This window comes from Gemmatimonadota bacterium (assembly GCA_016713785.1).
GTDB lineage: Bacteria > Gemmatimonadota > Gemmatimonadetes > Gemmatimonadales > GWC2-71-9 > JADJOM01.
On the sequence record JADJOM010000003.1, the window covers coordinates 1956351 to 1979546 of the forward strand.

19 protein-coding genes are annotated in these 23196 nt (G+C 71.6%); 7 read left to right on the plus strand and 12 right to left on the minus strand.

Annotation, left to right across the window (positions count from 1 at the left end):
• Window positions 1–5: 5 nt before the first annotated feature.
• Window positions 6–1889, plus strand: coding sequence for an asparagine synthase (glutamine-hydrolyzing) (gene asnB, locus IPJ95_16885; protein MBK7925275.1), 1884 nt, complete (start codon window positions 6–8; stop codon window positions 1887–1889).
• Window positions 1890–1898: 9 nt separating this feature from the next.
• Window positions 1899–3611, plus strand: coding sequence for a nucleotide sugar dehydrogenase (locus IPJ95_16890; GenBank protein ID MBK7925276.1), 1713 nt, complete (start codon window positions 1899–1901; stop codon window positions 3609–3611).
• Here the strand turns inward: IPJ95_16890 and IPJ95_16895 are convergent.
• Window positions 3608–4615: a sulfotransferase gene (locus IPJ95_16895; protein ID MBK7925277.1), complete on the minus strand. Its 1008-nt coding sequence runs from the start codon at window positions 4613–4615 to the stop codon at window positions 3608–3610. The genes IPJ95_16890 and IPJ95_16895 overlap by 4 nt on opposite strands.
• A 53-nt stretch (window positions 4616–4668) precedes the next feature.
• On the opposite strand from IPJ95_16895, the gene IPJ95_16900 reads away from it, so the two are divergent.
• Window positions 4669–5697 carry a flippase-like domain-containing protein gene (locus IPJ95_16900; protein MBK7925278.1) on the plus strand — a complete coding sequence of 343 codons (1029 nt, stop codon included), beginning with the start codon at window positions 4669–4671 and terminating at the stop codon, window positions 5695–5697.
• Here the strand turns inward: IPJ95_16900 and IPJ95_16905 are convergent.
• Window positions 5603–7441, minus strand: a complete 1839-nt coding sequence (locus IPJ95_16905; protein ID MBK7925279.1) for a glycosyltransferase family 39 protein — start codon at window positions 7439–7441, stop codon at window positions 5603–5605. The genes IPJ95_16900 and IPJ95_16905 overlap by 95 nt on opposite strands.
• Window positions 7442–7555: 114 nt before the next feature.
• Between IPJ95_16905 and IPJ95_16910 the strand changes: the two genes are divergently transcribed.
• On the plus strand, window positions 7556–9028 hold the full coding sequence (locus tag IPJ95_16910; protein ID MBK7925280.1) for a glycosyltransferase family 39 protein: 1473 nt from the start codon (window positions 7556–7558) through the stop codon (window positions 9026–9028).
• On the opposite strand, the gene IPJ95_16915 is transcribed toward IPJ95_16910, so the two are convergent.
• A complete protein-coding gene (locus IPJ95_16915) occupies window positions 9013–10287 on the minus strand; it encodes a hypothetical protein (GenBank protein ID MBK7925281.1) in 1275 nt (424 codons plus the stop codon). The genes IPJ95_16910 and IPJ95_16915 overlap by 16 nt on opposite strands.
• Before the next feature lie 207 nt (window positions 10288–10494).
• Here IPJ95_16915 and IPJ95_16920 point away from each other — a divergent pair, with 207 nt between their 5' ends.
• Genes IPJ95_16920 through IPJ95_16930 form a run of 3 tightly spaced genes read left to right on the plus strand, consistent with a single transcriptional unit; the run spans window position 10495 to window position 14310 of the window.
• Complete coding sequence (locus tag IPJ95_16920; GenBank protein MBK7925282.1) at window positions 10495–11991, plus strand: lipopolysaccharide biosynthesis protein; 1497 nt, start codon at window positions 10495–10497, stop codon at window positions 11989–11991.
• On the plus strand, window positions 11988–12911 hold the full coding sequence (locus tag IPJ95_16925) for a sulfotransferase (GenBank protein ID MBK7925283.1): 924 nt from the start codon (window positions 11988–11990) through the stop codon (window positions 12909–12911). Before IPJ95_16920 ends, IPJ95_16925 begins: the two co-directional genes overlap by 4 nt.
• Before the next feature lie 4 nt (window positions 12912–12915).
• The gene (locus IPJ95_16930; protein ID MBK7925284.1) at window positions 12916–14310 is read left to right on the plus strand and encodes a glycosyltransferase; all 1395 of its coding nucleotides are present in this window, start codon (window positions 12916–12918) and stop codon (window positions 14308–14310) included.
• Here IPJ95_16930 and IPJ95_16935 read toward each other — a convergent pair.
• The 9 genes from IPJ95_16935 to IPJ95_16975 are packed head-to-tail and all read right to left on the minus strand — an operon-like array spanning window position 14222 to window position 23188.
• Complete coding sequence (locus tag IPJ95_16935) at window positions 14222–15109, minus strand: sulfotransferase (protein ID MBK7925285.1); 888 nt, start codon at window positions 15107–15109, stop codon at window positions 14222–14224. The genes IPJ95_16930 and IPJ95_16935 overlap by 89 nt on opposite strands.
• Window positions 15106–16227 (minus strand): glycosyltransferase, encoded by a 1122-nt coding sequence (locus tag IPJ95_16940; protein MBK7925286.1) that lies wholly within the window; start codon window positions 16225–16227, stop codon window positions 15106–15108. Before IPJ95_16940 ends, IPJ95_16935 begins: the two co-directional genes overlap by 4 nt.
• Window positions 16218–17108, minus strand: coding sequence for a polysaccharide deacetylase family protein (locus IPJ95_16945; GenBank protein MBK7925287.1), 891 nt, complete (start codon window positions 17106–17108; stop codon window positions 16218–16220). The genes IPJ95_16940 and IPJ95_16945 overlap by 10 nt, the downstream gene beginning before the upstream one ends.
• 19 nt (window positions 17109–17127) lie before the next feature.
• Window positions 17128–18585, minus strand: coding sequence for an O-antigen ligase family protein (locus tag IPJ95_16950; protein MBK7925288.1), 1458 nt, complete (start codon window positions 18583–18585; stop codon window positions 17128–17130).
• 5 nt (window positions 18586–18590) lie between these two features.
• A complete protein-coding gene (locus IPJ95_16955; protein MBK7925289.1) occupies window positions 18591–19808 on the minus strand; it encodes a glycosyltransferase family 4 protein in 1218 nt (405 codons plus the stop codon).
• 14 nt (window positions 19809–19822) lie between these two features.
• Window positions 19823–19981, minus strand: coding sequence for a hypothetical protein (locus IPJ95_16960; GenBank protein ID MBK7925290.1), 159 nt, complete (start codon window positions 19979–19981; stop codon window positions 19823–19825).
• A 27-nt stretch (window positions 19982–20008) separates the two neighbouring features.
• The gene (locus tag IPJ95_16965) at window positions 20009–20395 is read right to left on the minus strand and encodes a hypothetical protein (GenBank protein ID MBK7925291.1); all 387 of its coding nucleotides are present in this window, start codon (window positions 20393–20395) and stop codon (window positions 20009–20011) included.
• Window positions 20392–22389: a carbamoyltransferase gene (locus IPJ95_16970; protein MBK7925292.1), complete on the minus strand. Its 1998-nt coding sequence runs from the start codon at window positions 22387–22389 to the stop codon at window positions 20392–20394. Before IPJ95_16970 ends, IPJ95_16965 begins: the two co-directional genes overlap by 4 nt.
• Entirely contained in the window at window positions 22319–23188 is an 870-nt protein-coding gene (locus IPJ95_16975) for a hypothetical protein (GenBank protein ID MBK7925293.1), read from the minus strand. The genes IPJ95_16970 and IPJ95_16975 overlap by 71 nt, the downstream gene beginning before the upstream one ends.
• Window positions 23189–23196: the final 8 nt, after the last annotated feature.

The window sequence follows — 23196 nt, forward strand, 5'->3', positions numbered from 1 at the left end:
GCCCCATGTGCGGTATCGCCGGCATCATCCGCTTTGACGGGGGCCCCGCCCAGCCCGAGCTGCTCGCCCGCATGAGCCGGGTGCTGGAGCATCGCGGCCCGGATGACCGTGGGGTGTTCACCGACGGCGCGGTCGGGCTGGCGCACCAGCGGCTGTCGATCATCGACCTGGCCACCGGGCACCAGCCGATGGAGAGCGCGCGGGCCGTCATCGTCTTCAACGGCGAGATCTACAACTACCTGGAACTGCGCAGCGAGCTGATGGCGCGGGGCCGGACCTTCCGGACCGCCTCGGACACCGAGGTGATCCTGCAGCTGTACGAGGAGTACGGCGCCGAGGCGGTGGCGCGGCTCAACGGGATGTTCGCCTTCGTGCTCTACGACCGGGTGGAGCGCCAGCTGCTGCTGGCCCGGGACCACTTCGGCATCAAGCCGCTCTACCTCCACGCCACGCCGGCCCGGCTGCTCTTCGCCTCGGAGATCAAGGCGCTGCTCACCGACCCCGAGGTGCGGGCCGAGGCGGATGGCGAGGGCGTCCAGGAGTACCTGACCTTCCAGTACGTGCTGGCCGACCGGACCATGTTCCGCGGCATCACCAAGGTGCTGCCGGGCGAGTATCACCTGGTGGACCTGGCGCAGGGCAGCCACCGCACGGTGCAGTACTGGGAGCCCCGGTTCCAGGTGGACGTCGCCCACACCGACACGTACTTCGTGGAGAAGCTGCGCTGGCTGCTCGAGGACGCGGTGCGGCTGCAGATGCGCTCGGACGTGCCGGTGGGGACCTACCTGAGTGGCGGGCTCGACTCGAGCCTGGTGACCGCGCTGGCGGCGCGGGTGGCGCCGGGCACGCTGACCACCTTCACCGGCCGCTTCGACGAGGGACCGGAATTCGACGAATCGGGCTACGCCCGGCTGGTGGCGGAGCAGCTCGGGGCGCGGATGGAGGTGATCACCCCGACGGAAGCGCAGTTCGTGGACGCGCTGCCGCGGCTGGTCTACCACATGGACGAGCCGGTCGCCGGCCCGGGCCTCTTCCCGCAGTACATGGTCTCGGGGCTCGCCGCGCGCCAGGTCAAGGTGGTGCTGGGCGGCCAGGGGGGGGACGAGATCTTCGGCGGCTACGCCCGCTACCTGGTGGCGTACCTGGAGCAGGCCCTCAAGGGCGCCATCCATGAGACCAACGAGGAGGCGGAACACATCGTCTCGCTGGCCTCGATCCTGCCGAACCTGCCGGTGCTGCGGCAGTACGTCCCCATGCTGCAGCAGTTCTGGCGCAGCGGCATGTTCGAGGACATGGACCGGCGCTACTTCCACCTCACCGACCGCAGCGGCGGCGCGCTCTCGCTGCTCTCGGCGGGGTACCGCGCCGGGTACGACCGGGAGCGGATCTTCGGGCGGTTCCAGGCGGTGTTCAACCACCCGGACACCGGCTCGTACTACAACAAGATGACCCACTACGACATGGTCACCAACCTCCCGGCGCTGCTGCAGGTGGAGGACCGCGTGACCATGGCCCACTCGCTCGAGTCGCGGGTGCCGCTGCTTGACCACCGGATCACCGACCTGGTGGCCAGCATGCCCCCGGGGATGAAGTTCCACGGCGGCGAGCCCAAGCACGTGCTCAAGCGCGCCATCGGCGACCTGCTGCCGCGGGCGGTGCTGGAGCGCAAGGACAAGATGGGCTTTCCCGTGCCGCTGCACCTGTGGGCCCGGGGCCGGTCGCGGGAGTTCTTCGCCGACATCCTGCTGTCCCGGCGCTGCCGGGAGCGCGGCCTGTTCGACGTGCCCCAGGTGGAGAAGCTGATGGAGTACGAACCGGCCTTCAGCCGACGGCTGTGGGGCCTGCTGAACCTCGAGCTGTGGTACCGAACCTTCATCGACCGGGACTGACCCGACCCTATGCCGCTTACGTTCACCGACCAGCGCGTCACCCAGTGGTCCGTCCGTCGCATCGCCGTCGTGGGGCCCGGCATCGTGGGCATGCCGATGGCCGCCATGCTCGCGCACGCCCGCATCCGCGAGGGCAGCGACCAGCCGGCCACCGTGACGGTGATCCAGCGCAACTCGCCGACCTCGGGCTGGAAGGTGGGCGCCATCAACGCCGGCCGGTCCCCCATCGGCGGGATCGAGCCCGACCTCGACCGGGTGGTGGCGGACACCGTGGAGGCCGGCCTGCTCTCGGCCAGCCACGAGTACGCGGCGGCCCGGGACGCCGACGTGGTGCTGATCTGCACCCAGACCGACAAGCGCGGCATGGCCCCGGATTACGGGCCGCTGTTCGAGGCGCTGGACGGCCTCGCCGCAGCCCTGCGCGAGCGGCCGGCCGGCAACGTCCCGGTGATCATCTTCGAGTCGACCCTGGCACCCTCCACGATGACCACCCTGGTCCGGGACCTGTTCGCGACGCACGGACTGGTGGAGGGGCGGGACGTGCTGCTCGGCAACAGCCCCAACCGGGTGATGCCGGGCCGCCTGGTGGAGCGGGTGTCCACCTCAGACAAGCTCGTGGCGGGGCTGCACCCCGACACCCCAGGCCTGATCCAGCGGCTGTACGCCCGCATCGTGACCCGCGGGACCCTGCATCCCACCAACAGCATGACCGCCGAGGTGGTGAAGACGCTGGAGAACGCGTACCGCGACGTGCGCATCGCCTTCGCCGCGGAGGTCGTGCGGCACTGCGACCAGCGCGACCTCGACTTCTACGCCCTGCGGGACCAGGTGAACAGCCGGCTCGCCCAGGCCGACCAGGCCAGCGCCGACCCCAACGCGGTGCCGAGCGGCGGCCTGCTGGTGCCGACGGTCGGCGTCGGCGGCCACTGCCTCCCCAAGGACGGCATCCTGCTCTGGTGGCGGGCGCTGGAGGCGAAGCGCGACACCTCACGCAGCCTGATCCTCGACGCCCGGCGCATCAACGACGACTCCCCAGCCCAGACCCTCGCGCTCGCGGAGCGCGCCTTCGGGCCGCTCAACGGGCGGGCGGTGGCGCTGCTTGGCGCGGCGTACCGGTTCAATTCCGAGGATACCCGGAACTCCCCGACGCTGGTGCTCGCCCGCCTGCTGCTCGACCGCGGCGCGCGGGTCACCATCCACGACCCCTACGTCTACCCCACCGACCAGAACCTGCGCCGCACCGGCCTGGCGGATTTCTTCACCCGCGACCTCGAGGCGGCGGTGGCCCCGGCGGAGGTGCTCATCATGTGCACCGCGCACCGCGTCTACCTCGACGAGCGGGAGGCGCTGCTCGGTGCCGCGCGGCATGCGGTGGGCGTCGTGGACGGCTGCAACCTCTGGCACGCCGCGGACGTGACCGGGCGCGGGCTCAGGTACGCCGGCATCGGGCGCGGCCGCACGGCGCCGTCGGCGGAGCTGGTGGCCGACGTGCTCGAGGGCTTCCGGGCGGTGGAGACCGGCGTGGCCAACGAGGTGCACGCGCTGGTGGAGTTCCTCAACGGACAGTATGCCCCGGACGACTTCAACCGGGTGCGCTTCAGCGAGGTGCAGCGGATCGCCGGGACCTGCGTCACCGGCTGCGCGATCGTGGCGCCCGGCGTGGCGCGGGCGCCCGCGGGCGGCAGCGGCTTCGCCTCGGACCTGGTGCGCCGGGCGGTCTAGGCGGGGGGCGCAGGCTCCAGCGCGGCGAGCCCCGCTTCCAGCGCGCGGAATTCCGCGGGGTCGAGCCGCGCCGACCGCGAGGCGGTGAAGCGGAGCCCGGTATCGACGGGGCGGATCGCCGACGCCGGCAGGCCGAGCAGGCCCGTGGCCACCATCTGGATGGCCTCCGCCGGGCGCTCGCAGAAGGTCTCGTACGACAGTCGCCGGAAGCGCTCGGGGCCGAGCGCCGTGGCCTGGGCGAGGGCCGCGTCGTGGTGGGCCCGCGCCTGCCGGCAGACGCTGGTCACCGGGTCGTCCGCCGGGTCGAAGGCGGGGTGCAGGCCATAGGGCACCCGGGCATCACCGTGGATCTGCCGGCGCGCGGTGAGCAGCGCCTGCGCCAGGAACAGCGGGTCCCGGTCCAGGCACAGGAAGCGCGCGCCGGGCAGCGCGGCCGCCACCGGCAGCGCCTGGCAGTTGAGGTTGTTGTTCTTGGTGACGACCGGCCGTCCCGCCTGGCGCTCCAGCGCGCCGAAGAACTGCACCAGCCCCGCCTGCTCCGCCCCGGTCAGGCTGGTGCGGACCCGCGACCGGTCCGCGCCCAGCCAGCGGTCCCACAGCGCCAGGGAGTCGTTGGGAGCCGCGAGGCTCCGGCTGCGCCCGTAGAAGCTGCGGTAGGTGGGGCGCCAGGGGGCGAGGCGGGCGTGGAACAGCGCCGTCGCGCGGAGTGGCGCACGCGGGAATACGGACATCAGGTTGGTGAGCCAGGTGACCTCGAGGTGCGCCATGAGCGTCTGCGCCACGAGGGTGGTCCCGCTGCGCGGCGGCCCGCACACGAAGAGCATCGGCTGCGAGGGCGGCGGGGCGGCGCGGTACAGCGCCTGCTCGCCGGCGGCGAGCGCGATGTCGAGGGGCGTGCAGGCCAGCCCCAGCGCCGCGTGGCCCATCGCGGCGTAGGCGTCCGGGTCCCGGCTCCCCACCAGGCGGCGGGCGAGTCCGACCGGATCCTGGAAGTGAGAGGGCACGAAGCGATGCAACAGTCGCCGGACGCCGCGCGACTCGACGGAACCTGGGGAGGATGACACTGGCCGAAACTAGGGCGCACACGGGAACCGGGTCAAGCGGTGGCTGGCTCGCGCTCCGCGCGGCCATCGCCATCACGCTGCTCTGGCTGGTGCTGCGCGGCGCCGGGGCAGAGGCCCTCGGGGCGCGCTTCTCCCGGGCCACGCTTCCGGCCGTGCTGGCGGGCAGCGTGCTCCTCCTGCTGTCCCAGGCACTGGCAGCGGTCCGCTGGCGCCTGCTGCTCGGCCCCGGGGCGCCCCGGCTCTCCGCGCTCATCCACCTCTACCTGGTGGGGGCGTTCTTCAGCCTGTTCCTGCCGACCGCCGTCGGGGGCGATGCCTTTCGCGCCACCATGGTGGCGCGGTCCTCCCCGGAGCCAGAGGCGGCAGTGCTCAGCGTCGTGCTCGACCGCGTCTTCGGCGTGCTCGCGCTGCTCCTGTTCGGGGTGGCCGGCGTCCTGCTCGATCCGGCCAGCGCCGGCGGGCTTGGCGTGCGGCTGGCCGGGGCCCTGGCGCCGGGGCGACTGCTGCTCCTCGTCTCCGCCGGCCTCACCGGCCTGGCGATCCTCGCCCTCCTGGCGCGACGCCAGCCGCGGCTCCGGGCGCTGCCGGCGACCCTCGCGGCCGCCCTCCGCGCCACGCTGGCGCGTGGCCGGAGCGCGGCGCTTGCGCTGCTCGTCTCCCTCGCGGTGCAGGCCCTGATGGTACTGCTCTGGATGGTGATCGCGCGCGGGGTGGGATTGTCCCTGCCGGCCAGTCGTTTCCTGGTGGGGGTGCCGCTGGTCTCCCTCGCCACGATGCTGCCGCTCTCGCTCGCGGGGCTCGGGGTGCGGGAGTGGGCATGGGTGTGGTTCCTGGCCCCGTTCGGGGTCCCCTCCGGCGACGCCGTGGCGCTCAGCCTGAGCTACTTCGCCTGCCCGCTCCTCGCGGGGCTGGTCGGGGGCGCGCTGTTCACGGCACGGGGGGCAGGGCCCGGCCTCCCGCCACCGGCCGCGCGGGCGGGGGACAGGCCGGCGGCGGCTGGTCCGGAGTCAACCAGAGGGTGACCTCGATCGGGGTCGCGTTGCGCACCTCGTGCCAGAGCGGGATCCGGCACAGCGGCCGCAGGCCGTGGCGCGCCGGGTCGAGCGGCAGGCCCATCCGCACGCCGTTGCGTGCGGCGGTGACCGCGAGGGTCGGGCGGAACCGCTCCCAGCCATCGAGGTTCATCGCGGCACCGATGCCGGGCTCGTTCCGGATGTAGAACGGGAAGATGTCGCTCTCGAGGGCGAGGGAGTTGGCCAGGAAGCCGGTCATCACCCGCCGTTCGGGCCGGAGCACCCGTGACACCTGCGCGATCGCGCGGGCGGCATCACGCTCCGAGAAGCTTGGCCGCAGCAGGTCCCGCGCAATGCTCAGCGGTTCGGTCAGGGCAAAGAGCACCACCCACGCGCCGGCCGGCACCGACCACCGCCACGCCCCCGGCCGCGGGGCAAGCCAGGCGCCGATGGCGGCGCCGCCCAGCACGGCCAGGTGCCACAGCCCCAGCTGCATGGGGTACACCGAGATGCCATCCTCTCCCCCGACGTGCAGCCCCGACGTGAGGGCCACGAGCGGCGGGATCCCCCACGCCATGACGTAGAGCCCGAGCACGGCCCCCGCGAGCGCGCCGCCGCAGGCGCCGCGCCAGACCGGCGCCGGCGCCGTGGATGCACCCGCATCCCGCTCGAACAGCCCCCGCGCGCCGAGCAGCGCCACCGCGGGCACCAGCAGCAGGAACCGCCGGTCGGGCTGGTAGGCCTGACTCGCCACGTACGCGAGGACGCCCCACCACCAGGCCCAGCCCAGCCGTTCCGCGGCGTCGAGCGGCTCGGCCAGGGGGCGCGCCACCCGCCGCCAGGCCAGCAGCGCCAGCCCCAGCATCGGCACCACACCTTCGAGGAAGAGCAGGCTGGGACGAAGGCTCAGGAAGGGCAGGAAGAACACCAGCACGCCGCCATCAGCGAGCCGGTTGTTCTGGGTGGTGACGTTGGCCAGGCTCACCGCCAGCTGGTCCCGCACCGCGATCCAGTTGGGCCAGATGAAGAAGACCAGGACCGCCACCACGCTGCAGGCCACGGCGCCCGAGAATGCGGCGATCTGCAGGGCCAGGGGGCGCAGCGGCTCCTCGGTCCGGCGCCGTTGCCGATAGTCGAACCACCAGGCCACGGCGAACACCGGCGCCAGGATGACGGCATTGGGCTTGCTGAGCACGGCCCCGACCAGCCCCAGGCCGCCGAGGGCCCCGAGCGGGGGATAGCGGGTCGCGGCCAGCACGCCGGCCATGGCCAGGATGGCAAAGGCCAGCTGCAGCGTTTCGACCAGTGCCATGCGGCTGAGCAGGATCCCGAAGCCGCCGAGGGCGAGCAGCAGCGCGGGAGGCAGGGCGCGACGGGTGGGCATCACGGCCCGCAGGCCCAGGTAGAAGACCCCGCACGCGAGGGCCCCGGCGAGCGCGCTGAGCAGTCGGGTCTGCGTCAGGCCCAGGCCCGCGAGCTGGTAGGTGAGGGTCAGGGCCGCGGTGTAGGCGGGCGCGGCGAAGAGGGCCGGGTTGTGCTCGTCCATGACCCATTCGCCGAACAGCACCCGCTGCCGCGCATTCTGGGCCCACCAGCCCTCGTCGCTGAGGAACGCGCCGAGGACCCGGGCCGGCGGATCAGCGCCGAGCTCCACGATCCGGGGCAGCAGCGCGACCAGCAGGACCAGCGCGAGCGCGAGCAGGTCGTGCCGCCGGCGACGGAGCAGCGGCGGGCGCGGCGGGGTGTGGGGCATCAGGTAGAGGTCCGGGATTCCCGGGGAACCGGAGGCATGGTGCGTACGGACGAAGGTAGGGAGGTGGCGGGAACAGGGTCAAGCCACGCGCCACGCTGGCCGTGGCTGGCGGGCGTGGCCATCGTCGCCGCCCTCGGCACCTTCATGAGCCTGCGGAACAGCCTGTGGTACGACGAGGCCTGCACCCTCGCGACCACGGCCGCCGGGCCCGGCGACGCGCTGCGCCGGGCGCTGCGCTTCGAGCAGCAGCCGCCACTCTATTTCCTGCTGGCGTGGAGCTGGCGGGTGATGCACCCGTCTGTCGAGTTCCTGCGCCTGCTGTCCGTCGTGATCAGCCTGGGGACGATCACGCTGCTCGCCCGGATCTCGCGGGACCTGCGCATCGGATCGCGGGGCTGGGACCTGGCGCTGCTCGGCGCGCTCACCCCGCAACTCCTCTGGGCGGCCTCCGAGGCGCGGGTGTACGCCCTCGCCATCCTCTCGGTCACCGCGAGCACCTGGCTGTTCCTGCGGCTGCTCGACCCCGACCGCCCCATGCGGGACCGCGACCTGCTCGCCTACGCCGCGGTCTCCTACCTGGGCCTGCTCACCTTCTACTACACCGGCTTCGTGCTGCTGGGCCACGCGATCGCGGCGCTCCGCTCCTCCCGCGCCCGGGAGATGACCGTGGCGCTGGGCGCCGTCGGCCTGCTCTTCCTCCCCTGGATCCCGGGGGTCCTGGACCAGCTGCAGGCGCGGCTCAACTACCTCCCACCGCTCGACTGGACCGCGCTCCCGCCCGGGCCGACGCTGGCCCGCGCGGCGGGCGGCTGGTCCCTCGCCACGGTCGTCGAGTCCATCTTCCGGTTCACGCCGTTCATGCGGACGCCGGCCGGGCTGGCGCTGGTCCTGGCCAGTGTCGCGGGCGTCCTCGCCGCGCGGCTGCGCCGCGGCAGCCGGCGGCTGGGCGGCACCGAGGGCCAGATGCTCCTCGCCGCCGCCACGCCGGTCGGCGTGCTGCTGCTGCTGCGGGTGACCAACCTCTCCCTGGTGGAGGAGCGGCACTGGGTGGTGGCGGTCCCCGGCCTGCTGCTCCTGCCGGGCCTGGTGCTGGCCGGCGCCGCGCCCGGATGGCCGCGCCGGGTCGCCAGCGCGCTGCTGCTGGCGACCTTTGCGCTCGGCACGGTCAGCTACGCGCGCAACTACCGCGGCCAGGCCGACTGGAAGGCGGTGGGCCGGTACCTCAACATGAACATCCATGCCGCCGACCCGGTGCTCTTGTTTGCCACCGACGGCGCGCTCCCGCTGGCGTACTACTTTCCCCGCTCCAACCCGGTCTACACGTTGCCGGTGCCGAACTGGAAGCGGCCGCGCGCCCAGCTGGAGATGCGGCCCTCGGACGAGGGCATCGCGCGGCAGGTCCTGGCCGAGGCTCGCGAGGCCGGAGCGTTCTGGATCGTGGAGCGTGGCGCAATCGCGGCGGATTCCGCGCTGGTGACGCTCGGGCGATACACCGGCGACTCGCTCGCGACGACGGACCAGGTGCAACTGGGCCGGACCCGGGTGCGCCGCCTGGCGGTCATTCCCGGGGATCAGGCCAGGCGATAGGGCTGCATGCGGTCCCGCGCCGTGTCGCGGGCCAGCTGGCCGTCCCGCAGCAGCGCGTCCGCGAAGTACTTCGTGGCCCAGTTGAGGATCTCATGCCGCCCGTAGTCCCCGCTCATGGGCGCGGCGCCCTTGATCCCCCCGCGCAGGCCGGGATCGTCCGAGGTCCGGTTCTGGGTCCGCTTGACGAAGGCCAGCACCCGCGGCACCGGCTCGAGCCAGCGGGCCTCGCCGGTGATGAGGTGCAGCCGCATCCAGTTGTTGGCCGCCTGGACGTCGCCCGTCAGGCAGCTCCAGTCCACCGCCCCCGTCCAGTCCGCCGAGAAACGCCCGGGCAGGAACCCGTCGGCGCGCACCAGCGGCAGCAGCGCCTCCGCGGCGCGCACCCCCGCGCCGAAGATGGCGGCGTCCTCCAGCACCCGGCCCCCCTCGAGCAGCCCGCGCACGGTGTAGGAGATGGTGTGCAGCAGGGGGCGTTCGGGATCGCTCAGGCAGCAGTGGGGGAACCAGCCGTTGGCATGCTGTCGGCCGGCGACCATGCGCAGGTGCCGCGCCGCGGCCGCGACGAACGCCGGCTCCGCCAGCGCCTTGCCGGTCTCCGCGAGCGCCCAGGTCACCCGCGCGTTGTAGAGGGTGGCGTCCTTCCGCGCGAAGTCCGACTCCCCCTGCCGGAACTGCCCCTCCCCGTCCATCGACTGTACCAGGTAGCGGCCGGCGCGACGGAGGGCATCGGCGTAGATCCCCTCGCCGGTGTGCTCGAACGCCGCGAGCCAGCCGAACATCACCTGCCCGGTGTTGAAGATGGCCGGGGTGCGTCCCTCGCCGATCACCCCGCCCTGCACCGCGCCGCTCTCGAGCTGGATCGCGATTTCCCACCGCGCCGCCCGGAGCGCCCGCTCGACCAGGGCCGGATCCTCCAGCTCCCGCGCGGCCTCGAGCAGGGTGGGGATCAGGTAGCCGGTGGTCTCGGGATAGGAGGGCTGCCACCCCTGCCCCTGGAAGTACGGGCTGTAGAAGACGCTGTAGCCGCGGGCGACGCCATCATCCGGCGTGGCGTCCTGGGCCCGGCACACCCACGCGATCGCCTCCCGCAGGTGGGAGCGATGGTCGGGATCGACCGGGTGGCCACCGGCGCGCTCCCGCGCCAGCTCGGCCCGCCCGAGCGGGTTGAAGAGCGGCGCAGCGCGGAGGGTGCGCCAGCGGGCCGCCAGGGAGCGGGCGATGCGGTTCCGGAACGACGGGGTCTGGGAGTCGGCAGTCATGGTCGTGTTTCAGGAGCTCCTTGCCTACTGCACGGTTGGTGCCGGGATGGGTGCCACGGCCCGCGGCGCCCCACACCAACGTAACAAGGCGTAAGACATTGTGCCCTATTATGTTGCTGGCGTTGACCAGAGTCTTGGCCGGCGCCATGATGCGGCTAGGACTGGCCTCGATCTTGCGAATTTCACGCGCCTCACGCCCTGCCAAGGATGGATCGGATCCCTGACACCCCGGCCCCAGTCCCCCCGGCGACGCCCGACCGGCGGGGGCTCGATCGCGCCCTGATTCACGGGGTCGCCTGGACCGGTGCCTTCCGCTGGATCACCCAGCTGCTCAACTGGGGCATCACGATCGCGCTTGCCAGAGTGCTCAGCCCCGCGGACTACGGTCTGTACGGTTACGCCACCCTGTACGTCAATCTGGTGCAGCTGGTCAACGAGTTCGGGCTCGGCGCCGCGATCGTCCGTCGCCGTGACCTCGACGATCACCAGATCTCCGCCCTGGGCGGGCTATCGATGGCACTCGGGCTCTGTCTGTTCGGCCTCTCGTTCCTCACTGCGCCCCTGGTCGCAGCCTTCTTCAACGCGCCCGACCTGCGCTGGCCGCTGGTGCTGCTGAGCGGCCTGTTCATCACCACCGCCCTGAAGGTACTGCCGAAGTCGCTGCTCTCGCGCGATCTCCAGTTCCGCCGGGTGGCCTCGCTCGACGCGATCGAGGCCGGCTGCCAGGGCGTGGCCACCCTCATCCTGGCGCTGCTCGGTTTCCGCTTCTGGTCCCTGATGGCCGGGATGGTGCTCGGCGCCGTGGTGAGCGCCACACTCGCCCTCATGTGGCGGCCCCATCGCATCGCCTGGCCCCGTAGGTGGAGCGAGGTGAGCAGCGCGGTGGGCTTTGGCACCCACATCATGGTGTCCCGCCTGGCCTGGTACGCGTATTCGAACGCCGACAATGCCGTGGTCGGCAAGCGGCTGGGACAGGTGCTGCTCGGCGCCTACAACCACGCGTGGACCCTCGCCAGCCTCCCGGTGGATCGCATCAGCGGCCTGGTGGCCCAGGTCACCCCCGCAATCTTCTCCGCGGTCCAGCACGACCTCCCGGCCCTGCGGCGCTACCTGCTCAAAGTGACCGAGGGGCTCGCGCTGCTCACTTTCCCGCTGGCATTCGGGCTGGCCTCCATCACCGACCTCTTCGTGGTGGTGGTCCTCGGCGATCGCTGGTGGCCCGCGATCGCGCCCCTGGCGATCCTGACATTCTACGGCGGACTGCGCTCCATCACCGCCACCTACCCCCACGTGCTGCAGGCGGTCGGGCAGTCCGGGCTGGCCATGCGGCTCAATCTGCTCGGCATCGCGATCCTGCTGCCGCTGTTCCTGATCGGGTCCCACTGGGGGCTGGCCGGGGTGGCGATGGGCTGGGTGGTGGGCTACCCGTTCCTCGTGCTGGTCCAGTTCCGCGCGGTCCAGCGGGCGGCCGGACTGGGCTTCGGCGAGTACCTCGACGCCGTGCGGCCGCCCCTGATCGCCTCGGTGGCGATGGCCGCGGTCGTACTGGCCGTCCGGCTCGTGATGCCGGGCACCTGGTCCGACGCCTGGCATCTCGGCGCGGCCGTGCTCGCGGGCGCCGTGGCCTACCCTGCCGTTATGCTGCTTGCCTTCGGCGACCGCCTGAGCAGCCTCAAAGCCCTGGCCCGGGAGATCCGGAAATGACCGCGCCGCCGTTCTTCATTGTCGGCTTCCAGCGCAGCGGCACCACGCTGCTCCGGCTGATGCTGGACAATCACCCCGACATCGCGATCCCGCTCGACACCGTGGGGCTATGGGCCCGCTACGAGGACCGCCTGGCGGACTATGGCGGACTCGCCGACGAGGCCGAGGTCGGCCGCATGGTCCGGGACATCCTGGCCGACGAACGGATCCGGCTGTGGCAGGTCCCGCTGGCGGCGGACCACATCCTTGCCCTCCGGCGCTACCCGGGCCTGCCCGGCCTGATGGATGCGTTCCATCTGGCCTACGCGGAGGCGCGCGGCAAGCGGCAGTGGGGCGACAAGGATCCGGGCAACATGCATCGCATCGACCGGCTGCACCGCTGGTTTCCCACCTGCCGCATCGTGCACATCATCCGTGATGGGCGGGACGCCTGCCTCTCGCATCGGGGACAGTCCTTCGGAGTGCAGGACCTCACCGAGTGCGCCGACCTGTGGCGCGAGCAGGTCGAGTGGGTGCGCCGGATGGGCGTACTCCTCGGCGCCTCCCGGTACCACGAGCTGCAGTACGAGGACCTCGTCGCGCGGCCCGAGGAGGTGCTCCGGGGCGTAGCCGCCTTCCTGGGGCTCCCGTGGGCGCCCGAGATGCTCACCTACCATGAGCGGGTAGACCGCTCGGTCCCCGAGGAGAAGCGCCACCTCTGGCCCTTGCTGAACCAGCGCCCGGTGGCCGACAACGCCGGCCGCTGGCGGGAGGGGATGACCGCGGGCGAGCGGATCTGCTTCGAGCGTCGCGCCGGGCGAATGCTCGCCAAACTGGGGTACGAGACCCTGCCCTCGCCGCTGCCCCGCGCGCCCTTCACGGAACTCCGCCTCCTGGGCCGCCGCTACTGGCGCGCCCTGCGTGCCCGTGCCGGAGCCTGAGCGCATGACGCTGCACGTGCTCCTGGTGAGCTACTTCTATCCGCCGGCGCCCGAGGTGGGGGGCCTCCGCGCCGCCAAGGTCGCGGCCGCGCTCCGCGCCCGGGGCCACCGGGTCACGGTGCTCACCGCCTGCCTCCCGAACGAGGGGGCGCGGATCCGGGTGGAGGAGCCGGGGCTGCGCGTGGAGACGGTGGTCCCGTGGCGGCATCCGCAGCAGGCGTGGCACGACTGGCGGACCCGCGCCGCGCCGACTCAGGGGGAGCCCGCGCCGCCTGCCGCGGCGCCCGCCAATCGTGGCTGGGACCCTGAGGAGCGGGTGCCGCGGTGGAAACGCTGGATCCTCTCGTTCCTCTGGCTGCCGGACTACCGCCAGGGCTTCATCCCGGCCGTGACCCGTGCCGCACGCAAGCGGCTCGCGGCCGACCCGGCAGACGTCCTCTACACCACGGCCCCACCCTTCTCCACCCACCTGGCGGGCCTCTGGCTGGCGTGGCGCACCGGGTTGCCGTGGATCACCGAGTTTCGTGATCCGTGGAGCGACAATCCGTGGAAGCCAGCCCGGCTCCGGAGCCGCCCGGCGGAGGCGGTGGGCCGCTGGCTCGAGCACGCTTGCCTGCGGGCCTCGGTGCGCGTCATCCCCGTCTCCGACGGGATCGCGGGACTGCTGGCCGCCAAGCTGCCGCCAGCGCTGCGGGCCAGGGTCGAGACGGTCCGGAATGGCATCGACGACCTAGCGCCGGTGCCGGAGGCGCCCCTGCCGGGCGCCCCGCTCCGGATCACCTACGTCGGGTCGTTCTACCTCGACCGGGACCCGCGGCTCTTCCTGGAGGCGCTGGCCACGGTGGTGGCGCGGCACCCGGGGATCCGGGACCGCCTGCTGGTGGACTTCGTGGGGCACTGCCGGAGCTTCGGGACCGTCGACGTGGAGGCCGAGGTACGCCGGCTCGACCTCGAGGACCGCGTCACCTTCCGCGACTGGGTGCCGCACGAGGAGAGCCGTCGGCTGGTCGGCGGGGCGTCACTCCTGCTGCTGCTGGCCCGCGGACAGCCGGTGCAGATTCCCAACAAGCTCTACGAATACCTGGGGACCCGCCGGCCGATCCTGGCCTTCGTGGACGCGGAGGGGGAATGTGCGGTCATGCTGCGACAGGTGGGCGGGCACCAGGTCGTCACCGACACCGACGCTGGCACGGCGGTGCTGGCCCTGGAGCGCGCCCTGGGCCTCGTCGCCGACCCCACTGCGCGCGCCCCCGACGCGGGGCTGCTCTCGCAGTGGACCAGCGCGGTGCAGATGCGCCGGCTGGTCGAGCTCATCGAGTCGGTGGTGCCCCCCCGAAGCCGTAGCGCGCCAGCGCCGGCGCCAGCACCGACTCCAGCACCACCTGCTGCTCCGCGGTGAGGTCGCGGCGCCACCGGTCGTTTTCGCTGCGGAAGGGGTGGGCCCGGACCACCGCGTCGAACCCCGGCGTCCACTCCAGCCCGGCGAAGGCGACCGCGGAGCGATAGGCGGCGATCGGGTCGCGGCAGATGTCCTCGTAGCGCAGTTCCAGCACCTCGGTGGGCGCCACGGCGCGCTTTCCCTCCTCCATCGCCTCCATCAGGATCTTCCACTGGATGCCACCGAGGGCGACGAAGGAGCGGTGGTGCCGTTCCCACTCGGCGCGGTGCTCCGCGGAGAGTTCCCCCCAGCCCCACCCTTCCGGGCCCCGCCAGCCACTCCACCAGGGCATCCGCAGCATCGAGGCCGTCACCGGACGGCCATCGCGCGAGACGTGGATCAGGCGCACGTCCGGGAACAGCGCCTTGAAGAACCCCACCCGCGGCCAACCGGTGACCTTGAAGAGCAGCCGCTGGCGGGCCCCGGTGGGCACGGTGGCGCAGCGGGCCAGGAGGGCCCGCTGCACGTGCGGCAGCAGGTCGTCGGCCCGGAGGTCACGGTGGGGCATGGTGAAACCCGGGAAGACCGCGTCCCAGAACGGGTACGATTCCCCCGGGTCGAAGGTGTGCCGGAAGCCGCGGCCCAGCAGCGGCAGGTCCACGCCCCGCAGCACCAGCCGGTTGATCCACGGCTTGTAGGCCCAGCGATCCTCGAGATCGGCAAGCCAGGCCACGTGGGGGTGCCGGGTGAACAGGTGGTGAAAGACGGTCGAGCCGCTCCGCCCGACACCCACGATCACGATTGGCCGGTCGAGACTCATCGCGGCAACGCCCGTTGGTAGAGGGTTTCGTACTTGCGCACGGTCGCATCGAGCCCGAACTGCTCCAGCACCCGGGCGCGGCCGGCGGCGACGTCGCGTGCCCGCTGGGCGTCGCCTCCCAGCGCGTGGCGCCAGGCGCGCGCCATCGCGGGCGGATCGACCGGAGGCACCAGCCGGTGCCGCAGTGCCTCGCCCAGCACCCGCGCGTTCCCCCCCACGTCGGTCACCACGGGGCAGAGGCCGGCGCTCATTGCCTCCAGCACCCCGATGGAAGTGCCTTCGCTGCGCGAACAGAGGGTGAACAGGCTGAACGCCGAGAGCAGTGAGGTGGTGTCGTCGCGCCAGCCGAGCAGGTGCACGCCGTCGCTGATCCCCAGTTCCCGCGCCCGCGCCAGCAGCGCTTCCCGCTGGCTGCCGTCCCCGGCAATCACCAGCACTGGCACCGGGTGGCCGTCCCACTGGCGCCGGAACTCCCCGTAGGCCTCGACCATCACGTCGTACCCCTTGATCGGCTCCAGGCGCCCGATGCTGCCGATGATCGGCACGTCGGGGGCGAGCCGGAGCTCGGCCCGCAGCAGGCCATCGTCGGGCCGGGGGGCGTAGACGTCGGTGTCGATTCCATTCTCGACCAGCACCAACCGTTTCGGGTGGGCCACGACCGACCGGGCCATCTGGTCCAGCAGCACCTGCGACACCGGGACGATGACATCGCTCAGGCGGGAGGCGAGGTTGCCGATCAGCCGTGCGGTCCACGGATCCGGATGCTGCCGCCCGTGCTCGGTGTGCACCACCCAGGGCACCCCGGCGAGGCGGGCGGCCCGCGCCGTCTTGTACCAGACCCCCTGGTGACTGTGCACCACCGACGGGGCAATCTCGCGAATGACGCGCGCGAAGGCGGCCGGGCGCAGCAGTGACAGGCGCCCCTGATTAAACGGCTGGTGCATTGTCGCGAAGGCCTCGAGCCCCTGGGCGTTCACCCCGAAGTAGCTGAGCACCAGCACATGGGACTCGAAGCGGGATGGGTCCAGGCGCCGCACCAGGTCGGCAAAAACCCGCTCCATGCCCCCATACCCCAGGTTCTGCACGACATGGAGCACCCGCAGGCGGTTCACCGGCACAGCAGCCCCGCGAGGCGCAGCTGGAACCCCTCGAGCGAGAGGCCGGCCGGCACGTTATACCGCGGCACGGCCAGCGCATGGTGCTCCGGTCCCCGCCACCCGCCCTCGACCAGCAGCCCCATCGTGTACCCAGCGGCCGCCGCCGCGGCCGCCACCGCCGGGGAACTGTGGCCGTACGGGTAGCTGAGTACTGGGGCGGGCGCACCGACGTGCTCGCGGAGCCACGCCAGTGGCCGGGCCAGTTCCTCGGCGAGGAGCGCCCCATCGAGCCGCGGGAGGCTGGGGTGACCCCACGTATGCGACCCGAGGGTCGCACCGGGGCGGCGGGCCAGCGCCATGACCGCCTCCATCGGCGCACTGCGGCAGGGGGCCGGCATCGTGGCCACCGGGAGCCCGGCCCCGCGCGCCCAGGCGAGGACCTCCGCCTGGCGCCCCTGACAGTGCGTCAGGGCGTGGTCACGGTGCGCAGGGGCCAGCTCCGCGCCGGCGAGGGCGTCCCACCAGAAGGTCACCCCGTCCAGCATCCCGGGGCACACGAACAGGGTCGCGGGCAACCCCCGCTGCGCCAGGGCATCGAAGCCTGCAGTGACCGCGCCGAGATATGCGTCATCGAAGGTAATCGCCACCCGTGGCCGGCCAGTGGTGATGGCGGTATCGAGCTCGGCCAGAGGGACCACGTCAGCGACGGCGGTGAGCGCATCGAGCTGCTCGGCGAAGCGTCGCACCGGCAGGTGCAGCGAGCGGTCGCCCGCGGGCAGCACGCCCTCCGGCAGGATATTGTGGTAGGCAAGAACCAGTGCCCAGCCGCGCATCCGCCGCCGGTGCAGCGCCGCGGCGCCGGAATGGAGGAGGCCACGCTCGACCAGCGACTTGAGGCTCACGTTCGGACGCCCGCCAGGCTCACCGCGACCGTTCCCGCAGTTCAGGCGCCAGCGGGCGGGCAGGCGTGCCAGGCGGCGGGAGCGGCCATGGGGCCGGGACCGCGGGGCCCCAGCCGCCGCCGCGGCCGCGGCGCGGCACGGCGACGGGGATGTCTCCCCCCGTCCCGCCACCCAGTTCTTCCTGCTCCTTCATCTGGATGCAGCGCAGCATGCCCAGGTGGAACGCGGTGAGCACGTAGATCACGTCCAGGTAGGCGAAGGAGACGAAAAACCCGGCGGAAGCGAAGCCCAGGAATGCCACCGGCAGGTAGGTGGCGCAGGAATAGAGCAGCCTCCGCTCGGGATCCGATTGTCGCCAGGAGGCGGGCAAGCGTCGCTGCAGCCGGAGCCCCTCCAGGATGCAGCCGAACACCAGCATGCCGAACAGCACCAGCCCGGGGACGCCCATCTCGGCCCCGATCTGCATGAAGGAGTTGTGCGCGGCGGACCACTTCACGCCTGCCGACCCCGGGTCCTCACTGTGGGCGGTGGCCAGCGGCGACATGGTGCCCTCGGCCCGCCCGAACTGCCCGGCGCCGAGGCCAGTCGCGGGATTGCGCATCATGTAGCCGAAAGCGCGCTTGATCAGCTCCATGCGGCCCTGGCTGGCGTCCCAGTTGTAGTCCTGCGAAGGCACGAGGATGGTCTGCATCTGCTCCCAATACCCGGCGGGCGCAGCGACACCGACGCCGACCAGGCAGAGGACCACGAAGGCCATGCGCTTGGCGATCGGCACCTCCCGCAACAAGACCAGCAGCCCCCCCCCCACGCACACCAGGCCCACGAACGCACCGCGCGAGCCGGTCCGGGCGATCGTGGCACCCAGCGCGGCGAGCGTGGCCATGCTGAACAGCTTTCCCATGCCCTTGGATGACTGGAACAGAAGCAGGGTGATTGCGATCCCGACCACCGCCACCAGCCCGATATCGTTGGAGTCGTAGGCGTAGCCGTTCTGGATCCGGGCGATCTCGTCGTCGCCGTGCTGCGTCACTTTGAAGACCAGGATCGAGAGGATGGCGAGGGAGCCCACGGCGGCCACGAATCCCCACAGGAGCGTCAGCAGGTCACGGGTGTCGCGCACTGCGAGGATCAGCAGCAGGGCAAGGACAATGGTCTTGGAATACTCGGTGAAGACGAACATCGCGGTGCCGCCCGGGGAGATACTGAGCGGAATGCTGGCCACCGACCAGACGCCGAGCGCGGCGATGAGCCGCGCCGGCCACAGCTTGAGGACCGATCGGTCGGCCAGGCCCGAGGGGTTCATCATGGCATAGGCCATGGTGAGCCCGGTGAGCACCAGCGCGGGCCGCAACTGCACCATGATCGGGAAGTGCAGGTGACTCTTGCCGACGGCGACGATGATGAGCAGGAACAGCGCCGCCCGGTACAGGTCGAACCGGGGAAGGAGCGAGCGAGAGGACAACGCGGTGGTGGCCATCGCGGTCAGCACTCCAGCGCGGCCAGGAGCCGCGCTTCATCGTGACGCCAGGCGTAACGGTCTGCCACCGCCTGACGGCCATTCTCACCCAGCCGCCGGCAGCGCTCCGGGTCCCGGAGGAGGCCGATCAGCCCGTCAGCAAAACCCCGTGCATCGTCCACGGGCAGCAGGATGCCGGCGTCGGCATCCTCGAGGATTCGCCGGGTGGAGGGAAGATCGGTAGCGGCCACCGGCAGGCCGGCCGCCATGTAGTCAAACAGCTTGTTGGCCAGGGTGATGCGCACGTGGCTCCCGTCCAGGAACGGCTGCAGGCCAACGTCGGCATGCCGGTACCACGCGGCCAACTCGGCGTGCGGACGCCAACCGGCGAACAGCACGTGCTCGGCGACGCCCAGTCGACCGGCCGCCGCCTCTGCCTCCGCCCGCGCGGGGCCGTCACCCACTACGACGAGCAGGGTGCCGGGCATGCTCGCCAGCACAAGCGGCATCGCCTCGACCGCCTTCAGCACGCCGCGGTCCTGGATGATGGTGCCCACGAAGAGCAGGACCGGGCGGCCCTGGTAGGGAAGCAGTGGCGGTGGCATGGGACGGTCCCCGGCCAAGTCCTCCGGATGCTCTGGCGTGTTGCCCAGGATGACCAGCCGCTCGGGCCGGACCCCGAGGGCGACGGCGCGCTGTCGCGATTCCTCCGAAACCACGAACACCACCTCGAACCGGGGCAGGATCAGGCGCTCGAGCCACTCGGCCACCCGCGGATTCCGAACCAGGTGGTCGGACCACCCCATCGGTTCGAACTGCCAGAGCGTTCGAAGGAACTCGGGATAGACCTCGACCATGTCGAAGTACACCGGCAGGCCGAGCCACCGGCCCACCCATAGCGCGGTGGGCCCGAGCGGCAGGTCGGCCACCAGGATCCCGTCGGCGCCGACCGTCCGCGCCACCCGCCAGATCGCGAGGATCCAGAACGGGTTGAAGAAGTACGGGAAGTTGATCGCCTTGTTGACCAGCCGGGGCCCGAGCGCCGGCAGCCGGTGCACGGTCATCCAGCCGGTCTGCTCCACCCGGGGATCCCGGGTCTCGTTCCGGGCCACGAGGTGTACTTCATGGCCCGCGGCCGCGAGGCTGCGGGTTTCCTTGACCACCCGGGTGGCACCCTTGGGCCAGTCGCCGTCATAGACATACACCAGCCGCCGGGGTCGCCGGGCCGGCCGCGGTCCCGCCACCGCCGTATCCGCCACTAGAAGATCGTGTAGATGAACGGCGCCAGCGCCGAGCCCTTCGCGAAGACCAGCAGCGTACCCACCAGCGTGAGGATCAGGATCAGGGGTAGCAGCCACCACTTCTTCCGGACCCGCATGAAGGCCCACAACTCGCCGATCAGACTCGACTTCGCCACTGCGCCTCCTGGCTTGGAGATACACGTCTAGAACTGCCGCCGCATCGCCTCGTCCGCGTCAGGGCGGGGCGTGCGCGTCACCCAGTACCCCTGGCCGGGCTGCGCCGCGCGTACCAGGGAGTTGTGTCCGAACAGCCGGCGCACCACCCCCATGGGGGTGAGCACGACAAAGTACACCACGCCCATGAAGATCGGGGTGGTGACCCTGGAGAGGGCATGGGCAAAGCCCATCCATCCTCGGCGCACGGCGTCCAGCTGCCGTGGCACCAGCAGTCCCCCGGCGAGCAGTGCGCCGCCGAGGCTCCACAGGACGTAGGGTGCCACGTCGTGGCCTCGCCAGCGCGAGATCGCGCCGAAGACCGCGAAGGCCCCGCCGACGGTGAGCCCGAACTTCCGGTTCTCCGCCGCGCTCAATCGAGCTGGAATTCCTTCTGCCAATCCGACGTCTCCTTCCATTCGGGCTGGTCCTCCTTCCGCAGCAGGAAGGGATACAGGACCAGCGCGTCGATGTGGGTCCGCATGAAGCAGCGATAGGCATCGGCCGGATCGCACACGATCGGCTCGCCCCGCACGTTGAATGACGTGTTCACCACCACCGGGCAGCCGGTCCGCCGCTCGAAGGCCTGGATCAGGCCGTGGTAGTTCGGGCTCACGTCGGCGGTGACAGTCTGGATCCGGGCGGAGTAGTCGATGTGGGTCACCGCCGGGATGTCGGAGCGAGGAATGTTGAGCTGCTCGATCCCCCAGAGCTTGCGCTGGGCCTCGGTCATGGGGATCTGGCGCTCCCGCTTCACCGGCGCCACCAGCAGCATGTAGGGCGAGTCGCCGTCCAGCTCGAAGTAGTCCTGGACCCGCTCTCGCAGCACACTTGGCGCGAAGGGGCGGAAGCCCTCGCGGAACTTGATCTTGATGTTCATCTGTGCCTGCATGCGCGGGCTGCGCGGGTCGCCAAGAATGCTCCGCGCCCCCAGGGCGCGGGGCCCGAACTCCATGCGACCATCGAACCACCCTACGATCTTCTCGTCGGCCAGCAGCGCCGCGGCCCGTTCCAGCAGCGGTTCCCGGTCGAGGCGCTCGTAGCGCGCCCCGACGCTTGTGAGGTACGTCTCGATCTGTTCCGGCGTGTAGTCCGGACCGAGGTAGGCCCCCCGCATGGCGTCCCGCCCGTGGGGCGATGGACGCGGCTGCTGGAGCTGCCGGTGCCAGACCAGCTGGGCCACGCCGAGGGCCCCGCCGGCGTCGCCAGCCGCGGGCTGGATCCAGAGGCGGCGGAAGGGCCCCTCGCGCAGCAGGCGTCCGTTCCCGACGCAGTTGAGCGCCACGCCCCCCGCCAGGCAGAGGTCAGGCAGGCCGGTCACCTTGTGGGCCGTGCGCGCCATCCGAAGCATGATCTCCTCGCACACCGCCTGAACCGACCGGGCCAGGTCCATCTCCTTCTGGGTCAGCTTCGACTCGGGCACCCGTGGCGGCCCGCCGAACAGCTCGTCGAAGGCGGGGCTCGTCATCGTGAGCCCGTCGAGGTAGCGGAAGTAGCGCTGGTTCATCCGGAAGCTGCCGTCCTCCTTGAGGTCGATCAGCTCGCGGAAGATGTGGTCTACGTACCGGGGCTCCCCGTAGGGTGCGAGGCCCATCACCTTGTACTCGCCGGAGTTCACCTTGAATCCGGTGTAGTAGGTGAAGGCGGAGTACAGCAGGCCGAGCGAGTCAGGCCACTGCAGGTCCTGGAGCATCGTCAGCTCGGCCCCGCGACCTACCCCGATCGACGCGGTGGCCCATTCGCCGACGCCGTCCATGGTGAGGACGGCGGCCTCGTCGAACGGTGACGGGTAGTAGGCGCTCGCCGCATGGGAGTCGTGGTGCTCGGCGTAGTAGATCTCGCCCTCGTACTGGAGCGCCTCGCGGATCTCGCGATCCAGGAAGAGCTTCTCCTTGACCCAGAGCGGGCCCGCCATCAGGAACTGGCGGAAGCCCCGGGGCGCCACCCCGAGGTACGTCTCGAGGATCCGCTCGAACTTGAGCAGCGGCTTGTCGTAGAAGCCCACGGCGGTGAGGTCCGCGGCGGTGATGCCGGCCTGGCGCAGGCAGAACTCGCTCGCCTTCAGCGGAAAGGCGGGGTCGCCCTTGATCCGGGTGAGGCGCTCCTCGCTCGCCGCGGCGACGATCTCGCCGTCGCGCAGGAGGCAGGCCGCGCTGTCGTGATAGAAGGCGGAGATGCCGAGGATGTACACCGGACGACGGGCCACGCTCACGCACCCCCCCAGCGAGACAGGACTCCCGCCCGGCGCGGCCGGGCGGCGTTCGAACGCGGCCAGACGGGCAAGAAGCAGGCCACCTGCCTCATTCTGCGTCGTCCCCGCCCGCCATCGGCTGGCCCGAGATGTAGACGTGGTCAATCTGCATGAAGTCATCCCGGATGCGTGGCCCCTGCCCGCCACCCCAGGTCGGGTTCCAGCGCCAGGAATAGAACCCGTTGGGCGCCTGGGGAGTGATGAACGTGATGTTGCGATAGTCCATGATCTGCGTGCCGTCGATCCACATGCGCAGCATCCCGTTGGCCTGTCCCATGTCGTTGACCTGCATGAGCAGTTCCCACTGGTGCCAGGCACCGACCGTCATCAGTTCCCGCCGTTCCACGTTCTGCCGCAGGACCCGCTCGGGGCGGGTGTGCCCGCCCTGGTAGAAGTGCAGCTTGAAGGCGGAGGCGGTGAAGTGCTGCGCCCCGCGGCCCTCGAGGATGATGATCCCCTCGTTGCCGGGGGACCGCTGCGGCGACCGCCCATACCCGAAGTACCCCATCTTGGTGCCGGAGGAGTTCTGGTAGAAATCGGTCCCCTGGATCCTCACCCACATGGTGAAGTACATACTCCGGTACCGGCGCCGCCCCTGTCCCTCCGACTGCGCCCACGCGCCCACCTCGACCGGGCCACGCCCGGCAAGGAGTCCCCGCGGGAAGCGCGTGGTCATGACGCCGGGGGCCGAGTGCGGCGCGGACGGATCCGTCTCGAACCGCAGATTGCCCTGCCGCGGCCCGCGACCTTCCCACTTGCCCACCCGGGTCGCGGCCGCCTCGCCGGCGCCCTCCGGGTTGCTGAAGTCGGCCTCGACGAAACGCTCGTAACCGGTCGGTTCGTGCGGGCGCCAGGTCGCCGTGGACGGGTCCTGGGCCGCCAGCGCCGCCGGCAGCAGCAGCCACGTCAGGGCCGGCATGGCGCCGC

Excerpts from the sequence above, each read along its gene's own strand:
- IPJ95_16890 (MBK7925276.1), top strand. The coding sequence starts at position 1,899 with ATGCCGCTTACGTTCACCGACCAGCGCGTCACCCAGTGGTCCGTCCGT.
- IPJ95_16920 (MBK7925282.1), top strand. The coding sequence starts at position 10,495 with ATGGATCGGATCCCTGACACCCCGGCCCCAGTCCCCCCGGCGACGCCC.
- asnB (MBK7925275.1), top strand. The coding sequence starts at position 6 with ATGTGCGGTATCGCCGGCATCATCCGCTTTGACGGGGGCCCCGCCCAG.
- IPJ95_16975 (MBK7925293.1), bottom strand. The coding sequence starts at position 23,188 with ATGCCGGCCCTGACGTGGCTGCTGCTGCCGGCGGCGCTGGCGGCCCAG.
- IPJ95_16930 (MBK7925284.1), top strand. The coding sequence starts at position 12,916 with ATGACGCTGCACGTGCTCCTGGTGAGCTACTTCTATCCGCCGGCGCCC.
- IPJ95_16970 (MBK7925292.1), bottom strand. The coding sequence starts at position 22,389 with ATGACTTCATGCAGATTGACCACGTCTACATCTCGGGCCAGCCGATGG.
- IPJ95_16905 (MBK7925279.1), bottom strand. The coding sequence starts at position 7,441 with ATGCCCCACACCCCGCCGCGCCCGCCGCTGCTCCGTCGCCGGCGGCAC.
- IPJ95_16900 (MBK7925278.1), top strand. The coding sequence starts at position 4,669 with ATGACACTGGCCGAAACTAGGGCGCACACGGGAACCGGGTCAAGCGGT.
- IPJ95_16915 (MBK7925281.1), bottom strand. The coding sequence starts at position 10,287 with ATGACTGCCGACTCCCAGACCCCGTCGTTCCGGAACCGCATCGCCCGC.
- IPJ95_16925 (MBK7925283.1), top strand. The coding sequence starts at position 11,988 with ATGACCGCGCCGCCGTTCTTCATTGTCGGCTTCCAGCGCAGCGGCACC.
- IPJ95_16950 (MBK7925288.1), bottom strand. The coding sequence starts at position 18,585 with ATGGCCACCACCGCGTTGTCCTCTCGCTCGCTCCTTCCCCGGTTCGAC.
- IPJ95_16935 (MBK7925285.1), bottom strand. The coding sequence starts at position 15,109 with ATGAGTCTCGACCGGCCAATCGTGATCGTGGGTGTCGGGCGGAGCGGC.